Origin of the sequence: Cedecea sp. FDAARGOS_727 (assembly GCF_012273235.1) — a bacterium.
In the GTDB taxonomy this organism is placed as follows: Bacteria; Pseudomonadota; Gammaproteobacteria; order Enterobacterales; family Enterobacteriaceae; genus Cedecea; species Cedecea davisae.
The window spans coordinates 2,075,081-2,088,533 of sequence record NZ_CP050966.1 but is presented as its reverse complement, the minus strand read 5'-3'; the positions used below and the strand labels follow the sequence as shown (position 1 = coordinate 2,088,533).

Below are 13,453 nucleotides of genomic sequence, written 5' to 3'. Positions count from 1 at the left end.
TCATCTGCGCCGCTTAACCACTAGACTGAGCACAGTGACACCTGACAATTAAAATAAGGACATATCATGCTTTGGTCATTTATTGCAGTTGCTTTATCAGGTTGGATTTATATCGACGCCTCCTGGCGAGGCCCCGCCTGGCAGCGCTGGGTTTTCAAGCCTGTGACCCTGCTGCTCCTGCTTTTGCTTGCCTGGCAAGCGCGGATGTTTGAAGCCTCCGGCTACCTGATTGTCGCCGGTTTGCTGGCAACCCTGGTGGGCGATGCGTTAACGCTGTTGCCGACCCAGCGCCTGCTGTACGCCGTTGGCGCTTTCTTCCTTTCACACCTGCTGTACACCATCTATTTCGCCAGCCAGATGACCTTCGCTATCTTCTGGCCGCTGCCTCTGGCGCTGCTGATTATCGGCACGCTGCTGGTCGCCACTATCTGGACCCGGCTGGAAACACTGCGCATGCCGATCCTGACCTTTATCGGCATGACGCTGGTGATGGTATGGCTGGCCGCCGAGCTGTACTTCTTCCGCCCGACCGCTAACAGTTTCTCCGGGTTTATCGGTGCCAGCCTGCTGCTGCTCGGCAATATTGTCTGGCTGGTTAGCCACTATCGTCATCGCTTCAGAGGCGACAGCGCAATCGCCGCCGCCTGCTATTTTGCCGGGCACTTTATGATTGTTCGTGCCCTTTATATCTGAGCTTAGCGCCTCTCTTCTACGAGAGAGGCGGGTTCCAGCCTGCGGGTTTTACCGTAGATAATGGTCAATACCGCAGGCACCGTGAACGCCACCGCGATGGCAAAGACTTCATAAATCATCTTCGAATCAGGCCCGCTGAATAACCCCAGCTCGAACACGTTGAGCACCGGCAGGAAGCTGTAGGTTTTTACCCCCAGCAGCCCGGTAATGCCGCCCCCAAGCGCTGCCCCAATGCAGCCAAACACAAACAGCATGCGGTATTTGAGGTTCACGCCGTACAAAGCAGGCTCGGTAATGCCGAAGAAGGCGGAGAGCGAAGCAGAGATAGCGATCTGCTTATCTTTGAGGTTGCGGGCGATAAATATCGCGCCGAATACCGCGCCAAACTGCCCCATCACCGCCGACATAAACATCGCCATAATGGTGTCGTAACCGTTGACCTGAATATTGATAAGCGCCAGCGGGATGATGCCCCAGTGCACGCCGAATACCACGAACAGTTGCCCAATCCCGGCCAGTAATGCCCCGGAGATAACCGGGCTGAGGTTGTACAGCCACGCATAGCCGTTCGCGATACCCACGCCCACGTAATCCGCCACCGGGCCTATCACGGTAAACACCACAAACCCGCTGATAATCAGCGACAGGCAGGGAACAAATACCAGCGCCGCAATCTCAGGAATGACCTTCTTCAGCCAGCGTTCCACGTAGCTCTGGAACAGCACGGCAAACACCGCCGGAATAACCGCTCCGCCGTAGATTTTAACGTTCAGCGCCAGACCCATTACGTGAAACGCGCCGGGTACGCTGGCATCCGTCAGCGGGAATATCATCGCCGCCGTTAGCGCCAGCGCGCTGAATTTATTGGTTTTAAACCGCTCTGCCGCGGTAACGGCGATAAACAGCGGCAGCATCACAAATACGCCGCTGGAAAGCGCATTAAACACGGTGAAAATATAGGAATGAGTGTCCACCAGGCTCATGGTTTGCAGCAGCACCACGATCCCTTTCACCACCCCAACGCCCGCCAGCACGCCGATGTACGGGGTAAAAATGGCCGACAGCGTAGCCAGCAGGCGGTTGATAACCGAGCCCTTCGGCGCTGCCGCCTCGTCCTGGTTTTGCTCACCAAGCTGCGCCGTTATCTCCAGAAATACTTTTTCAACCTTCGGCCCGATGACAATCTGAAACTGCCCCGGGTTTTCAACCAGCTTGACTACCTCCGGTAATTTATAAAGCTCGTCTTTATTAATCTTAGTTTTGTCTTTAATAGTAAAACGCAGACGCGTGGCGCAGTGGGTAAGATGCTCTATATTTTCTGCTTCACCGACGTGCTTAATTATCTGCCGGGCAAGTTGACCGAAGGTAGCCATAGTCATTCCTCAGTAGCAAGGTATGGAAATTATTTTATGTAGGGTACAGCCCGTATCAGGCGTAATCGCCCGGTTTGGTTTTACTTTTTACCGCAACGCCAAAATCGGTGAAAATGCGTTGTGGAAGGTTATTCCCTTTCGCCTCGGCAATATGATGAGCCAGGATCTGGAACGGGATCACCAGGATCAGCGGCGCAATAAATTCATCAATCTCAGCATTAACGCTAAGCGTGCGGGGATCGTTGTCTTCACCTAATTTAACTGTGTACACATAGTCGGTATATTTTTGCTCATAGGCTTTCAGCAATAATAATCTTTCACGTGCTACGCCCGGCGTATCAATAAAGAACATGCGGTGGTTACCGTTCACCTCGAAATAAGGCCCGTGCATGAAGGTTTCCAGCTCTACGCCCTGAGAAGGCACGCGAATAGTCTCGGCAAATTTGGTCTCCATCTCTTTAATCACGCCAACGCCCGGCCCAAAGCCAATCGCGGTAAAGCGCGGCGAAGCGACCAGCTCATCCTGCCATTTGCTAAAGAAAGATTCTGTAGCGGAGATAACCGCCGGAATCGCCTTCACCGCTTTTTCCAGTTTCGCCAGTTCGACGGCTTCCTGCTCCGCGCTCAGTTTGCCGCTTCGACGGGCGGAAAAAATGCCCAGCAGCATAAATTTCAAAATAGTGGCAACGTAGCCTTTAGTGACATAGCCCACCCGCTCTTCGCCAATTTCGATATCGACAACATGATCAACGGTACGCGCCAGTTCGCTGCCCATTTTGCTTGTTATGCCGAGGGTTTTTACCTCATGCGACCGGCGAATATGTTGGATAGCGTTGATGGTGGAAGTGCTCTCCCCGCTCTGGGAAACGCCAATCACCAAGTCCGTAGTTTCGGCAAATTTTTCGTAATGCTGGAAATGAAAAGGCTCCTCCACCGTAATGCGCACATCCGCCAGCTTCTCCACGTAATATTTGGCGCTTTTGATGGCGTTAATGCTGGAACCGGTCGCCAGCACCAGCCAGTTTTTTTGCCCGTTAAGCACCGGCAGGTCGGACGGATAGCGGGCAATCATGGCGCTAAGCGTCGCCTGTTCCTCGTGGATGTAGGTCATCATTGTCGGTTTCATCGGCTCTCCTGTAATCAAAACCTGAAAACGTTTTCAGGTTTTAGGCTAGAGGAGTCAGATGAGGCTTGTCAACGCCAGATCGTGCAATTGCTAGCGGGATCAAAAAATGGAGTGAAGGGCGGCTACAGGCGGAGGCAAGGTAATATGCCTCCGCCGTTGAAAATTAACAGGATTCGCCTTTTACCAGCTTAAGAGGCGTTTTTTCCGACGCGCTTACAATATTATCCTGATTAAGAATTGCCATTAAACGTGCCATTACCTCTTTACCGATCAGCGCATTTTGATGGTCAACCGTGGTGATACGGGGAATAAAATATTCGCTACCTGGAAAATATTCACAGCTGACAATGGCGATATTTTCAGGTACCGATATATTTTTATCTTTTAATGCCCGAATAGCACCTTTAGCGACATGATCGTTAATCGCGACAATGGCATCAGGCAGTTTTTCATTCCCGGAAATTAATTTCTCAATGGCTTCATAGCCGTGCTGTAAATAGAAATTATTAAGCACGATTGAACTTGTATTAACCGGTAAACCGGCCTGTTCCAGCTCTTCTCTGAATACGGCTTCACGCTCGCGGGTAATATAAACATTTTTCGAGCCGCCAATAAAACCAATATGCCGGTAGCCTTTAGCAATGAGATGCCGGGTCGCCAGCCTGACGCACCCGGCCTGATCGCGCTCAACGCAGGCGTACTCGACGCCCGGGAGCCTGCGGCCAACCACCACTACCGGCACGGTGGCAATCAGCTTTTTCAGCTCCTGCATATAAATTGCCGAGATATCGTTGTAGTCAATGTTGCCACCCAGAATGATAACGCCGTCAATCTGGCTGTCGGTAATGGAATTGAAAATATGCTCTTCTGGCACCACCGGTGCCTCGCGGGAGCTTTTATTCGCCGACTGAGTATCGTAGAGCGTGACCTTATAACCCAGCCGCAAACTTTCGTGCTCAATCTGCGCCACCAGCGTAACAAAATAAGGGTTGCTGATGTCCGAAACCACGATAGCCAGAGTCTGGGTTTTCTTCGAAATCATCCCTCGCGCCAGCAAATTAGGGCTGAAGTTATGCTCCTGGATAACTTTTTCCACCCGGCTGCGGGTTTTATCCGCCACCCAGCTATTGTTATTCAACACCCTCGAGACCGTGGCGATAGAAACCTGCGCCAGCTCGGCAATATCTTTGATTGTCAGCGGTTTTTTCATTATTACATTCTCATCCCGACCTGCGCTTAATACTAGGGGAAGCGCCAAAGGGAAGCAAAGAGCAATCCCGAAAAGTGCCGTCCGGGTGCAATTAACCGCCTGTGGCAAAAATCCCTCTTGACTCTGGAGTTGGCTCCAGAGTGTAACATCGGTAATGAGAAAATTATCATTACCGGAGGGCGCCATGCTCAACACATCTCAAGACGGCAAAAAACCACCGCAGTTTGCGCTAGCCAAACTTAGCCCGCTGCAGGCGGAAGGCCCCTCCTGCTGCGCAGATGAAACCTGTTCTTCCGCAGTACCTGAGCCAGAAATCGCCGACGGCGGCAGCCGCTACAGCTGGCACGTTGAGGGTATGGACTGCGCGGCATGCGCCCGCAAAGTCGAAAATGCCGTGAAGCAGATTAGCGATGTACGGCAGGTGCAGGTGCTGTTCACCACCGAAAAATTGCTGGTCAACTCGGAGCGGGATATTCGCGCGGATGTAGAAAAGGCGGTAAAAGCCGCCGGTTACACTCTGAGCGACGCCAATGCGCCGAAGCAGGAAAAAAGCGCTGGATGGCGCGAGAACCTGCCGCTGATCCTGCTTATCGTCCTGATGGTCATTAGCTGGGGGCTGGAGCAGGTTAATCACCCGCTTGGCAATCTGGCCTTTGTTGCCACAACGCTGGTAGGCCTGTGGCCGATTGCCCGCCAGGCCGTGCGCCTGATGCGCAGCGGTAACTGGTTCGCCATCGAAACGTTGATGAGCGTCGCGGCCATTGGCGCCCTGTTTATCGGTGCCACCGCCGAAGCGGCGATGGTGCTGTTGCTGTTCCTGATTGGCGAGCGTCTTGAATCTTACGCCGCCAGCCGCGCACGCAGGGGAGTCAGCGCCTTAATGGCGTTAAAGCCGGACGTCGCTATTCGCCTCCGGGACGGCGAGCGCGAAACCGTCGCCCAGGCCGACCTGCGCCCGGGAGACATTATTGAAGTTGCAGCGGGCGGGCGCCTTCCTGCCGATGGTCGGTTGCTGAGCGAATTTGCCAGCTTCGACGAAAGCGCCCTTACCGGCGAGTCTGTGCCGGTCGAACGCCAGAGCGGAGAAAAGGTCGCGGCCGGCAGCACCAGCGTTGACCGTCTGGTACAGCTGGAAGTGCTTTCCGAACCGGGCGACAGCGCTATCGACCGCATCCTGCGCCTGATTGAAGAGGCGGATGAACGCCGTGCGCCAATTGAACGCTTTATCGACCGCTTCAGCCGTATTTATACGCCGATAATCATGCTGCTCGCGCTGCTGACCGCGGTCATTCCGCCGCTGTTCTTTGGCCTGGGCTGGGAGCCGTGGATTTATAAAGGCCTGACGCTGCTGCTGATTGGCTGCCCTTGCGCGCTGGTCATTTCTACGCCTGCGGCCATTACCTCCGGCCTGGCGGCCGCCGCTCGCCGTGGGGCGCTGATTAAGGGCGGTGCCGCGCTGGAAAGGCTCGGCCAGGTACAGCAGGTGGCGTTCGACAAAACCGGCACGCTGACCGCGGGCAAACCGCAGGTTACGGGTGTTACGGTTAATGGAGTTATTGAGGAAAACGCTTTGCTGGCGCTGGCCGCAGCGGTAGAGCAAGGCTCAACTCATCCGCTGGCACAGGCGATTGTGAACGCCGCTCAGCAGCGGAACCTCTCGCTGCCGGTAGCGCAAAATCACCGTGCGCTGGCGGGCGTTGGCGTGGAAGCCAATATCAGCGGTGAAACCGTGCTGCTCAGCTCTCCGTCTAAACTAACCGCTGGCGAACTGAATGACACATGGCAGCAAAGCATTGCTCAGCAGGAAGAACAGGGCCAGACGGTGATCGTCGTGCTGCGCGCCGGGCAATTACTCGGCACAATAGCCATGCGGGATACGCTGCGTAGCGACGCCCGCGAGGCGGTTGCGGCTCTGCGTGAACTGGGGATTCAGGGCGTAATGCTGACGGGCGATAACCCACGAGCGGCGGCGGCCATTGCCGGAGAATTGGGCATCGACTACCGCGCCAGCCTGCTACCGGCGGATAAAGTAGCGGCGGTGAACAAGCTGAATGTGGCAGCGCCGCTGGCAATGGTTGGCGACGGCATTAACGATGCCCCAGCGATGAAAGCGGCGACTATCGGCATCGCGATGGGCAGCGGCACCGATGTGGCGCTGGAAACCGCAGATGCGGCATTAACCCACAATCGCCTGACCGAACTTGCCGGAATGGTGAAACTCGCCAGAGCAACCCACAACAACATTCGCCAGAACGTGACGATAGCGCTGGGCCTGAAGGGGATTTTCCTCGTCACTACGCTGCTCGGCCTTACCGGCCTTTGGCTGGCGGTACTGGCCGACTCTGGCGCAACCGCGCTGGTCACCGCTAACGCCATCCGACTACTGCGTAAGAAATAGATATCGAGGCATCTCGCAGCGTTTACACGCTAAATGGAGGCAAGGATGCCTCTCTGCAACAATAGAAATCCCTCATTCGCTAGTTGACTGATTGGCAACTAGCGAGCATTATTGTTGCCAATCAGTCAACTTCAGGAAGAAGTTATGCATCTGATTACTCTCAAAGCGCTAATCGAGGCCAGCCTTCGATTTCCCCAACATAAGCAAGAGCTGCTGATGCTCGGGAAAGTGGTTGAAAAAGGATACTTTCCAACGCCGGATGCTCTCAGGAAAATCTATCCGTCGCTGGATAATTTTAAATATCTCGATAAGCATTACGTGATTAACATCGCGGGAAATGAATTGCGGCTTATCGCACTTATTTTTTTTGCCAGCCAAAAATTCTATATCCGCAACATCATGACCCACAGTGAATACATCAAGTTCACTGAAAAACACCGGGGTAAAAAGAGATGATTGGCGACGCATTAAAAGCAGGTGAAGCCCTGAAAAAAGCGGTTCCACTGCTGGCCGAAAGCGCCAGTGAAAAAGATTACCTTGCCGCGCTGGAGCTGGTTGAATACCTGCTGCTTAACGACCCTGTAAATCCTCTGCTTGAACTGGTCAGCACCAAAATTACGGCGTATGAAAATAGCCAGCCCGAGGTTCAGGCGTTTCGTGAAGAGATGCTGGCGATCCCCGCAGGCGTGGCCATGCTGAAAACCTTGATGGAGCACCACCAGCTAAAACAGAGTGACTTTCAGCAGGAGATTGGCAGTAAATCAATGGTGTCCCGAATACTGAAAGGCGAACGTCAGCTAACCACCGAACACATCCGCCGGCTTTCCCGGCGCTTTGGCATATCACCTGCCCTCTTTTTCTGAGGGATATCAGTGGCTCTTACGCAGCAAATAGCGGTAAGGCAGAGCGTCGGTCTCGCTGGCGACCAGTTCGTGCTCCATAAAACGGCAGAAGCCGGGGATGTCACGCGTGGTTGCCGGGTCGTCGGCAATCACCAGCAGAGTTTCGCCTACGGGCATGTTGCGCACGGTTTTGCGCACCATCATCACCGGCTCCGGGCAGCGCAGCCCAAGGGCATCCAGCGTATGATCGGGGGTTGCGAACAAATCGGTCATAGCAGTCTCAAGTCGTGAAAAACCGCGCTAGTTTACGCCGGGTAAAATCTGGCGCAAGCCGCGTGAACGATTGCGTTAAAATTAACCATTGCAATGAAAAGCCAAAGCAGTATCATCCCCGCGCTTTACATTTTTGACTGGGTTCCCTCACCCCACTACTAAAAAGGCTACAACATGATGCAGTTCAGCACTCGTCAGCGCACTAATGCGCTGTTTTGGCTATCGCTATTCCATTTGCTGGTGATAACGTCCAGCAACTATCTGGTACAGCTTCCGGTGTCGGTATTCGGCTTTCATACCACCTGGGGCGCGTTCAGCTTCCCGTTTATCTTCCTGGCAACCGACCTGACGGTACGCATTTTTGGCGCGCCGCTGGCACGTCGCATTATTTTCGCCGTGATGATCCCGGCGCTGGTTATCTCCTACGGCATTTCCGCCCTGTTTTATATGGGCAGCTGGCAGGGATTCGAAGCGTTAACCCACTTTAATCTGTTCGTCGCCCGCATCGCGATTGCCAGCTTTATGGCCTACGCGCTCGGCCAGATCCTCGACGTACACGTCTTTAACCGCCTGCGCCAGAACCGCTGTTGGTGGCTTGCGCCTACCGCTTCAACGCTGTTCGGTAACGTTAGCGATACGTTGTCGTTCTTCTTTATCGCCTTCTGGCGCAGCCCGGACGCGTTTATGGCCCAGCACTGGGTAGAAATCGCCGTGGTCGATTACTGCTTCAAAGTCCTTATCAGCCTGATTTTCTTCCTGCCGATGTACGGCGTACTGCTGAACATGTTGTTGAAACGCCTCGCAGATAAATCCGAAATCTCCGCGCTACAGCCTGGTTGAGGGCGGCCAGAATTTCTTGTGTTAAGATGCAAGAATTAGCCTTTTGGCTTGCTAACGGAAAGGAATAACGCGATGCGCAACCTGGTAAAATATGTCGGTATTGGCCTGCTGGTAGTGGGTCTTGCCGCCTGTGATAACAACGACAGCAAAACCGCCACCGCCGGTAGCCCGGCAGCAAGCAGCGCCAGCGGCCAGCCGGTAGAGCTGCTGGACGGTAAGCTGAGCTTTGCTCTGCCTGCGGATATGACCGACCAGAGCGGCAAAGTGGGCACTCAGTCCAATAACATGCACGTTTACTCTGACGCCACCGGCCAGAAAGCGGTTATCGTCATTGTCGGGGATAACACCACCGACGACCTGGCCGCGCTGGCAAAACGCCTGGAAGATCAGCAGCGTGCGCGCGACCCGCAGCTTCAGGTTGTGACCAACAAATCGATTGAGATTAAAGGCCACGAATTGCAGCAGCTGGACAGCGTTATCTCCGCTAAAGGGCAGACCGCCTGGTCCTCAATCATTATTGGGAAAATCGACGATAAACTGCTGACCATGCAGATAACGCTGCCTGCGGACAACCAGCAGCTCGCCCAGACCAGCGCGGAAAACATCATTAATACCATCACCATCAAGTAATATCTTGTGGATGAATAAACGGCCTCGCAACCTGCGGGGCCTTTTTTTACCTGCATTTTCAGACTGACCGCCACCGCCCGGTTCCGGGGAAGCACTACACTAAAAGCATCTTTTCCTGACTGGACGTCTCAATGACCGCCCCACAACTCGATAAAACCGGGCTACACATTCTGCTCAAACTCTCCGCTCTGGTGATTATTCTCGCCGGTATTCACGCCGCCGCCGACATCATCGTCCAGCTGCTGCTGGCGCTGTTTTTTGCCATCGTTCTCAACCCACTGGTCACCTGGTTTATGCGCCGGGGTTTTAGCCGCCCGCTGGCCATTTCCATCGTGGTGCTGGTGATGATCATTGCGCTCACGCTGCTGGTTGGCGTGCTGGCAACCTCGATGAATGACTTTATGGAACAGTTGCCGCAGTTCAATAAGCTGCTGACCCAGAAGGTACGAGAAGTCGAGCACGCTATGCCGTTCCTCCACCTGCCGCTGTCGCCGGAGCGCCTGCTGCAAAAGCTGGACTCCGACAAGCTGATGACCTTCGCCACCGCATTAATGGCCGGGCTTTCCGGGGCGATGGCCAGCATTCTGCTGCTGGCAATGACGGTGATTTTTATGCTGTTTGAGGTGCGCCACGTACCTTATAAGCTGCGCTTTGCGCTGGCTAACCCGAAGATCCATATCGCCGGAATGCACCGCGCGCTGAAGGGCGTGACCCATTACCTGGCGCTGAAAACCTTTATCAGCCTGCTGACCGGGATAATCGTCTGGCTGGGGCTGAAGCTGATGGGCGTGCAGTTCGCGCTAATGTGGGGCGTGCTGGGTTTTCTGCTCAACTACATTCCCAATATCGGCTCGGTGATATCCGCTATTCCGCCGATGATTCAGGCCTTCTTGCTTAACGGCACTTATGAAATGCTGATGGTGGGCGCGCTGTTCCTGGTGGTACACATGGTGCTGGGCAACATTCTCGAGCCGCGCATGATGGGACGCGGGCTGGGCATGTCCACCTTTATCGTGTTTCTCTCGCTGCTGTTCTGGGGCTGGCTGCTCGGCCCGGTGGGAATGCTGCTTTCGGTGCCGCTCACCAGCGTGTGTAAAATCCTGATGGAATCTACCCAGGGCGGTGCGAAGCTCGCTATTCTGCTCGGCCCCGGCAGGCCAAAAAGCCGGCTGCCGGGGTAACAGAGGCCTATTCCGAACGCCTTTTTGCGATGCTGGCCAACATAGCCTCGCCTATGGCCAGCTCGCCTTTTGCCATCAGCCCTTGCGCCGCTCCGGCCTGGTCAGCCAGTTTCTTGTTCTGGCCGAGCTTGGTCTTGCCGGTTAGCTCGCTCACGGCAATCTCCAGCCCGACCACGGCCTTAACCATCGCCTCAATAAATTCCGGCGGCGCGTCGCTAATCTGCCAGGGGATTTCCATCTGCGCTTCCTGCTGGCGTGTCAGGCTGGCTATTTGCTGCAACACAAAATCAGCCTCATCCCGCACGGTTATCCTGCCGCGCGCCTGCACCACCTGATAATTCCATGTCGGCACCTCTTTATGGTGCTCCTGCTTGCCCGGGTACCAGCCCGGCGAGATGTAGCCCTGCGCCCCACGAAACACCACCAGCACTTCTTGCTCTGGCTGGAGGTTGCGCCATAGCGGGTTGGCCCGGGCGATATGGGCGCGCAGCGTTGTTCCGCCCTCCGGGTCCAGGCAAAGCTCAAAGGGAATATCAAAGGCCTCCAGCGAGCCTTCAACCTGAGCCGCCAGCAGCCCCAGCGGATTAGCCCGAATGAGATCGTAAAGCGCCGGGCGCTCCTGCTCCTGGAAATGACGAGGAAGATACATTTTAACTCCTGAACCCGCGGTGATTTACCCCAGCTTATGGCTAAAGTGGTTTATGATGAAGAACCAGATTCAGCTAATAATGCCGGGCCACATTCCATGTCACGCAAAGCCAGAGCCACCGAAATCCCCGCCATTGGCGAACTTGACCGCCAGGCCGGGCAGCTTAGCCTCCAGCTTGCGAAGGCGCTAAAAAACGCCATTCATAAAGGCGAGCTGAAAAGCGGCGACCAGCTCCCCTCCACCCGCGTTCTGGCGGGCGCGTTAAGCCTTGCACGCGGCACCGTGCTGGAGGCCTTCGAACAGCTGGTTGCCGAAGGCTTTTTAGAGTCAAAACACGGCTCCGGCACCCGCGTTGCTTATGCCCCGGAAGGCCCTCACCCCGCCCTCAAGGAGACAGCCGGGGAAAAAATCCCGCTGTCCGCTCAGGCACGGGCTTTTGCCAAAGTTGGCGACCAGATGAAAACGCTCGCTCCTGAACCTTTTGCCGTTTCGGTGCCAACCGGCGACACCGCCCCGGACGATATATGGCGCAGGCTCGGCAACCGCCTGCGCGCTCGCGGCCCCGGCGCACCTTCAGGCTATGGCGACCCGCAGGGCGCGCTGGTGCTGCGGGAAGCAATATGCGAGTACGTTCGCAAGTCCCGCTCGGTACGCTGTAGTGCTGACCAGGTGATTATTACCTCCGGGAACCAGCACGGCCTGTACCTCACGCTGCAAATCCTGCTGGACGCCGGTGACACGGTCTGGATGGAGGAGCCGGGTTATCCGGGCGCAACTTCGCTGTTTGAGACCATGTTCCGCGACCGCAAAATGGTCAGGGTTGCGGTCGATGAAGAGGGCATGGACGTTGAATCAGGAATAAAGCTGGCTCCCCACGCCAAAGCCGCCTTTGTGACCCCTTCGCACCAGTACCCTCTGGGCATGCCGCTCAGCATGTCGCGCCGTGCCGCACTGCTGGAGTGGGCGCAGGCTAATCAGGCCTGGATAATCGAGGATGATTACGACAGCGAGATGCGCTATGCGGGCCACCCTTTCCCGGCGTTACAGGGGCTGGGGCCGGATAACGTTATCTACCTCGGCACCTTCAGCAAAATTCTGTTCCCGTCCCTGCGCCTGGGCTACGCGGTAGTGCCGAAGCAGCTGGTTCCGGCCTTTTGCGGAGCACGTATCCTGATGGACAGGCAGCCGCCGGGAGCCGATCAATACGTGCTGGCGAGCTTTATCTCGGAAGGCCACCTCGACCGCCACCTACGGAAAATGCGCAGCGTTTACGCCGAAAAACGCCGGGTGCTGATGGCCGCGGTCAACGAATATATCGCGCCGGAGGTGGCGTGGTTGCAGCCCTGCGATCAAGGCATGCACATGGTGCTGTGGCTGCGCGACGGGCTGGACGACCATCTGGTTGTTGACCGGGCAATGCAGGCCGGGGTTGCGGTACGTGCGGTGTCGCATATGTTCACCCCTGAAAACCGTAAATCCGGCATCCTGCTTGGGCTGGGAGGCTACAGCGACGAAGAGATAGTCCGCGCCGTGCAGCGGCTGAATGAGGTGCTATGCTTCAGTGCATCCCTGATTACGCCACAAAACCGGCAGGAGCCTGATTATGCTAACATTTTTAGAAAATGATGATTCTGAAGAGAAAACCGCCCCGTCCAATGTGTCAGGGTTAATGCAGCAAAAGATGCTGGATTCACGTTCGATTATTATCTCGGGCGAGATAACCCAGGCCATCACTAAAGAAGTCGTTTCCCAGCTGTTGCTGCTGCAAAGCATTAACGACAAGCCGATTAAACTTTACCTGAATAGCCAGGGCGGCCACGTTGAGGCGGCGGACACCATTCACGACGTGATTAAGTTCATCAAGCCTGAGGTGCATATCATCGGCACCGGCTGGGTTGCCAGCGCCGGGATCACCATCTTCCTCGCGGCGGACAAAAAGCACCGCTATTCGCTGCCAAACACCCGCTTTATGATCCACCAGCCGCTGGGCGGCGTGCGCGGCCAGGCGACGGATATTGAGATTGAGGCCAAAGAGATTATTCGCATGCACGAGCGGGTGAATAAAATGATCTCCGATGCCACCGGCCAGCCGCTGGAGAAGGTCAAGCAGGACACCGACCGCAACTACTGGATGTCGCCGAAAGAGGCCATTGATTACGGCATCGTCGGCAAAATCATCACCAGTTTCGCGGAACTGAATATCGACTAGCCCCATAATGAACCGCCTCCCCGGCGGTT

At 55.4% G+C, this 13,453-nt stretch carries 14 protein-coding genes; 9 read left to right on the top strand and 5 right to left on the bottom strand.

Annotated features, from left to right (window positions below; genetic code table 11):
* The first annotated feature begins 66 nt into the window (after positions 1 to 66).
* Positions 67 to 693 carry a lysoplasmalogenase gene (locus tag FOC35_RS09940; protein ID WP_172568819.1) on the top strand — a complete coding sequence of 209 codons (627 nt, stop codon included), beginning with the start codon at positions 67 to 69 and terminating at the stop codon, positions 691 to 693.
* A 2-nt stretch (positions 694 to 695) separates the two neighbouring features.
* Here the strand turns inward: FOC35_RS09940 and FOC35_RS09935 are convergent, their stop codons facing one another.
* The 3 genes from FOC35_RS09935 to FOC35_RS09925 all read right to left on the bottom strand — a co-directional run bounded on the left by FOC35_RS09935 (position 696) and on the right by FOC35_RS09925 (position 4,402).
* The gene (locus FOC35_RS09935; protein ID WP_254065387.1) at positions 696 to 2,066 is read right to left on the bottom strand and encodes a PTS transporter subunit EIIC; all 1,371 of its coding nucleotides are present in this window, start codon (positions 2,064 to 2,066) and stop codon (positions 696 to 698) included.
* Between the two features lie 55 nt (positions 2,067 to 2,121).
* On the bottom strand, positions 2,122 to 3,192 hold the full coding sequence (locus FOC35_RS09930) for an SIS domain-containing protein (protein WP_172568817.1): 1,071 nt from the start codon (positions 3,190 to 3,192) through the stop codon (positions 2,122 to 2,124).
* A gap of 163 nt (positions 3,193 to 3,355) precedes the next feature.
* Positions 3,356 to 4,402, bottom strand: coding sequence for a LacI family DNA-binding transcriptional regulator (locus FOC35_RS09925; protein ID WP_172568816.1), 1,047 nt, complete (start codon positions 4,400 to 4,402; stop codon positions 3,356 to 3,358).
* Between the two features lie 184 nt (positions 4,403 to 4,586).
* On the opposite strand from FOC35_RS09925, the gene zntA reads away from it, so the two are divergent.
* The 3 genes from zntA (at position 4,587) to FOC35_RS09910 (ending at position 7,663) form a co-directional block, all read left to right on the top strand.
* The gene (gene zntA / locus FOC35_RS09920; protein ID WP_172568815.1) at positions 4,587 to 6,800 is read left to right on the top strand and encodes a Zn(II)/Cd(II)/Pb(II) translocating P-type ATPase ZntA; all 2,214 of its coding nucleotides are present in this window, start codon (positions 4,587 to 4,589) and stop codon (positions 6,798 to 6,800) included.
* A 144-nt stretch (positions 6,801 to 6,944) separates the two neighbouring features.
* Positions 6,945 to 7,256 (top strand): type II toxin-antitoxin system HigB family toxin, encoded by a 312-nt coding sequence (locus tag FOC35_RS09915; protein WP_172568814.1) that lies wholly within the window; start codon positions 6,945 to 6,947, stop codon positions 7,254 to 7,256.
* Positions 7,253 to 7,663, top strand: a complete 411-nt coding sequence (locus tag FOC35_RS09910; RefSeq protein WP_016538597.1) for a type II toxin-antitoxin system HigA family antitoxin — start codon at positions 7,253 to 7,255, stop codon at positions 7,661 to 7,663. The genes FOC35_RS09915 and FOC35_RS09910 overlap by 4 nt, the downstream gene beginning before the upstream one ends.
* 6 nt (positions 7,664 to 7,669) lie before the next feature.
* Here the strand turns inward: FOC35_RS09910 and tusA are convergent, their stop codons facing one another.
* Complete coding sequence (tusA, locus tag FOC35_RS09905) at positions 7,670 to 7,915, bottom strand: sulfurtransferase TusA (RefSeq protein ID WP_008458604.1); 246 nt, start codon at positions 7,913 to 7,915, stop codon at positions 7,670 to 7,672.
* Between the two features lie 174 nt (positions 7,916 to 8,089).
* On the opposite strand from tusA, the gene FOC35_RS09900 reads away from it, so the two are divergent.
* From FOC35_RS09900 to FOC35_RS09890, 3 genes are all read left to right on the top strand, one after another.
* The gene (locus FOC35_RS09900) at positions 8,090 to 8,755 is read left to right on the top strand and encodes a 7-cyano-7-deazaguanine/7-aminomethyl-7-deazaguanine transporter (RefSeq protein ID WP_016538599.1); all 666 of its coding nucleotides are present in this window, start codon (positions 8,090 to 8,092) and stop codon (positions 8,753 to 8,755) included.
* Between the two features lie 72 nt (positions 8,756 to 8,827).
* Entirely contained in the window at positions 8,828 to 9,385 is a 558-nt protein-coding gene (locus tag FOC35_RS09895; RefSeq protein WP_016538600.1) for a DcrB family lipoprotein, read from the top strand.
* A gap of 131 nt (positions 9,386 to 9,516) precedes the next feature.
* A complete protein-coding gene (locus FOC35_RS09890; RefSeq protein ID WP_172568813.1) occupies positions 9,517 to 10,566 on the top strand; it encodes an AI-2E family transporter in 1,050 nt (349 codons plus the stop codon).
* 7 nt (positions 10,567 to 10,573) lie between these two features.
* Here FOC35_RS09890 and FOC35_RS09885 read toward each other — a convergent pair whose 3' ends face one another.
* Positions 10,574 to 11,215 carry an FMN-binding negative transcriptional regulator gene (locus tag FOC35_RS09885; RefSeq protein WP_172568812.1) on the bottom strand — a complete coding sequence of 214 codons (642 nt, stop codon included), beginning with the start codon at positions 11,213 to 11,215 and terminating at the stop codon, positions 10,574 to 10,576.
* A gap of 96 nt (positions 11,216 to 11,311) precedes the next feature.
* On the opposite strand from FOC35_RS09885, the gene FOC35_RS09880 reads away from it, so the two are divergent.
* Positions 11,312 to 12,841 (top strand): PLP-dependent aminotransferase family protein, encoded by a 1,530-nt coding sequence (locus FOC35_RS09880; protein WP_216845786.1) that lies wholly within the window; start codon positions 11,312 to 11,314, stop codon positions 12,839 to 12,841.
* Entirely contained in the window at positions 12,819 to 13,424 is a 606-nt protein-coding gene (locus tag FOC35_RS09875; protein WP_039898919.1) for an ATP-dependent Clp protease proteolytic subunit, read from the top strand. Before FOC35_RS09880 ends, FOC35_RS09875 begins: the two co-directional genes overlap by 23 nt.
* Positions 13,425 to 13,453: the final 29 nt, after the last annotated feature.

Coding starts and splice junctions, on each gene's coding strand:
- FOC35_RS09895 (WP_016538600.1), top strand. CDS start 8,828: ATGCGCAACCTGGTAAAATATGTCGGTATTGGCCTGCTGGTAGTGGGT.
- FOC35_RS09925 (WP_172568816.1), bottom strand. CDS start 4,402: ATGAAAAAACCGCTGACAATCAAAGATATTGCCGAGCTGGCGCAGGTT.
- FOC35_RS09910 (WP_016538597.1), top strand. CDS start 7,253: ATGATTGGCGACGCATTAAAAGCAGGTGAAGCCCTGAAAAAAGCGGTT.
- FOC35_RS09875 (WP_039898919.1), top strand. CDS start 12,819: ATGCTAACATTTTTAGAAAATGATGATTCTGAAGAGAAAACCGCCCCG.
- FOC35_RS09885 (WP_172568812.1), bottom strand. CDS start 11,215: ATGTATCTTCCTCGTCATTTCCAGGAGCAGGAGCGCCCGGCGCTTTAC.
- FOC35_RS09930 (WP_172568817.1), bottom strand. CDS start 3,192: ATGAAACCGACAATGATGACCTACATCCACGAGGAACAGGCGACGCTT.
- FOC35_RS09900 (WP_016538599.1), top strand. CDS start 8,090: ATGATGCAGTTCAGCACTCGTCAGCGCACTAATGCGCTGTTTTGGCTA.
- FOC35_RS09915 (WP_172568814.1), top strand. CDS start 6,945: ATGCATCTGATTACTCTCAAAGCGCTAATCGAGGCCAGCCTTCGATTT.
- FOC35_RS09880 (WP_216845786.1), top strand. CDS start 11,312: ATGTCACGCAAAGCCAGAGCCACCGAAATCCCCGCCATTGGCGAACTT.
- FOC35_RS09890 (WP_172568813.1), top strand. CDS start 9,517: ATGACCGCCCCACAACTCGATAAAACCGGGCTACACATTCTGCTCAAA.
- FOC35_RS09940 (WP_172568819.1), top strand. CDS start 67: ATGCTTTGGTCATTTATTGCAGTTGCTTTATCAGGTTGGATTTATATC.
- tusA (WP_008458604.1), bottom strand. CDS start 7,915: ATGACCGATTTGTTCGCAACCCCCGATCATACGCTGGATGCCCTTGGG.
- zntA (WP_172568815.1), top strand. CDS start 4,587: ATGCTCAACACATCTCAAGACGGCAAAAAACCACCGCAGTTTGCGCTA.
- FOC35_RS09935 (WP_254065387.1), bottom strand. CDS start 2,066: ATGGCTACCTTCGGTCAACTTGCCCGGCAGATAATTAAGCACGTCGGT.